Annotated in this window: 3 protein-coding genes; all 3 read right to left on the reverse strand. The window is 36.7% G+C overall.

All coding sequences use genetic code 11. The features are described from left to right. Positions 1–203 precede the first annotated feature (203 nt). Positions 204–1,184: a quinone oxidoreductase family protein gene (locus AC52RT_RS05325; protein WP_495539792.1), complete on the reverse strand. Its 981-nt coding sequence runs from the start codon at positions 1,182–1,184 to the stop codon at positions 204–206. Positions 1,185–1,294: 110 nt separating this feature from the next. Further along, positions 1,295–2,023, reverse strand: a complete 729-nt coding sequence (locus tag AC52RT_RS05330) for a TVP38/TMEM64 family protein (protein WP_495539790.1) — start codon at positions 2,021–2,023, stop codon at positions 1,295–1,297. 200 nt (positions 2,024–2,223) lie between these two features. Next, positions 2,224–2,862, reverse strand: a 639-nt coding sequence (locus tag AC52RT_RS05335) for a C40 family peptidase (protein WP_495539791.1), incomplete at its 5' end; no start/stop codon positions are given.

Here is a 2,862-nt window from a genome sequence, read left to right on the forward strand (position 1 = left end):
ACTCACACTCTAACAGAGCTATTATGGTCAAAAAAAGACTGTCAGACGACAGTCTTTTTTTGTAGACAAAAGAGGTAGGGAAAGATTTCATGGTTGTTTTCCTGCTTATCGAGGCATTTTAAAAACTAAAAAAAGTGTAGACAAACTTGATTACCACCTGAGTTTGTCTACAGTCTGAGACTGTCAGACGACAGTCTTTTTACTTATTTCTTTACATCTAATACTATTTTTCCAGTACTCAATCTGCTCTCAATGAGTTTATGGGCAGCTTCCGCTTCTTCTAAAGGAAATTGGTAGCTTATTTTAATGTTGAGCTCCCCATCTTTTAGATAATTTAGTACTTGTTTAGCTGTATGTCTTAATGATTCGGGTCTATTTATCCGAGTAGTACCTAAACTAAATCCCAGAATTGACCGGCAGCTTGAATGCAGATCACTCGTTTGTATGATACCCGGCTGTCCGCTGGAGTTTCCAAATTGTATTAAACGCCCATAAGGTGCTAAACATGCCAAACTTCTTTGCGTAATTGGACCAGCTACCGAATCTAAAACAATCTGCACCCCTTTTCCTTCCGTAATTAAATTCACCTTTTCCGCAAAGTCTTCATTTTCATAGCAAAAAACGTGATCTGCTCCAGCATGTTGTGCAACCGCTGCTTTACTTTCACTCCCAACCGTTCCAATAATTGTTCCTGCCCCTAGAATCTTTGCTAATTGAATAGCTGTTGTTCCTACACCGCCTGAGGCTGAGTGGATAAGAATGGTTTCACCTGGTTCAATTCGTGCAATATCAACAAGCAGCTTATAAGATAGAAATGCAACGGTGGGGCACGCTGCTGCCATTTCAAAATCAACTTCATCTGGCAGTTTAAACGTCAGCATGGCTTCTGCTGCAACATATTCTGAATAAGATCCGCCGGACGGAAAAGCCATCACTCTTTGTCCTATTTTTAAGTTGTCTACCTCCGAGCCTACCTCTACAATTACACCTGCCGCGTCTAGCCCTGGTACGAAAGGAAACACATTACTCCCCTTTTTCTCATATCTGGATTTAACATCAGCATAATTGACACTGGTTTTCTCTACCCTGATTAATACTTGCGATGGAGCAATAACGGGAATGTCCATATCAACATATCTTAAAACATCTGGGCTGCCAAAATCAGTAACAATAATTGCTTTCAAATCCATCTCCTCTTTTCCTTTTTATGACATTATATCATTTGAGTGGACTAAGAACTTGTTTCATAAAAATAAAAAAACGCTTATCACGTGAAGATGATAAACGTTTTTCTTTAATTAGCTGAATCCTTTTTCTTCTTATAAAACTTTTTAAAGCAGACATAGATTACAATACTTGCCCCAACCAGTGCCCACAGTAGGTTTTTATTCAAATCTAATGAAATTAACCCCGCCGGAACAAGAGCTAATGCAAAAAAATAAATAAGGTTCCCTAAACTGGTTGCTAATAAATATTTATAAAAGGAAATAGAGCTAAGACCAGCAAGAATATTCACTAAACTAGTTGGGACGAATGGAAAAATTCGCGCCTGGAATACATACATAAATCCATTCTTTTCTACTTTTTGGATCAACTCTGGTTTAACCTTCTTGGTCAGCATATCCTGAAAAAGATACCGGATGCAGAAAAAAATGATTACCGCTGCCACAATACTTGTAAATACACTCCATATAAACCCAATTACCAATCCGAAGAGTGAAATATTTATGGTTATAATGAGAATTAAGGGAATAAGTGTAAAGCTGTTTTGAATAACCATAATGATCAGCATAAACAAATATAAATAGATCATATTATCGGTTAACAGCAGCTTTATTTGTTTCGTATCCCCATTGGTCAACGCTTTAAACAAATCCTGATTCATAAAATAAAATAAACACCCTAATAGGATAGGGATAAGCGCATACAATATTTTAAAGTACTTTCTATTTCCACCCATGTTCTTCCCCCAGTAATCAAACTCTTTCCCACGTACTGAGATGAATTCATTATTTCTCTCCATAGTATAGATAAATTTTTGATTTTTCAATAAACAACACTTGATTAAACCCACTTTAAAAGGTATGAAGTTAAATCCTTTACATACACAGTTTTTTCAAAAAACTATATCCTAACTAAAGAGCCATCGTAATTATTGATAAAACTTGGTCAAAAATAAAGACCCTTTAAGCTGCACTAACTTAAAGGGTCTCTCTTATTCTATTAAATTCGTTTAGCTCCGATATATTTCGGCTTCCAGTAAGAGTTGCTTATTGAAGCGATTGAAACACCTTTAGAAGTAGCAGATTGGATCATCTGACCGGCGCCGATATAAATGGATACATGAGTTGGTTTCGATGCTCTATTAGGTGCAAAAAACATCAAGTCTCCAGCTTTTAATGTATTAACCGAGCTTCCTTTTTTATACATAGCGGCAGCAGTACGAGGTAGTGTCTTCCCTGCTTTTGCGTATGAATACTTAACAAGACCGGAACAATCAAAGCCTCTTGGTGTAATTCCTCCCCAACGATACCTTGTCCCTAAATACTGTTTAGCTACTGAAATCGCTTTAACTTTATAACTTGAAATGCTGGCAGGACTAATCTTTTCTGAAGTTAAATACCTGCTGTTAACATATCCCTCTATACCATTGGCACTAATCTTTGCCCACCCTTTAGTTTCGGAATAAACATTGACTTCTGTACCAGCCTTTAAATTAGTAATGATAGTTGCTGTTGCTTTGGGACTCTTTCGAATATTTAGTGAATCATCTATAGGTACATCGACATAGTTAATAGTAATTGCTGCATCTGCAAACGTTGGTATCATAGTTGCTAATAAAATCCCCAAGAACAAAGTTGA

The sequence above is a fragment of the Peribacillus sp. genome, from assembly GCF_059453735.1.

Coding starts and splice junctions, on each gene's coding strand:
- AC52RT_RS05330 (WP_495539790.1), bottom strand. CDS start 2,023: ATGGAGAGAAATAATGAATTCATCTCAGTACGTGGGAAAGAGTTTGAT.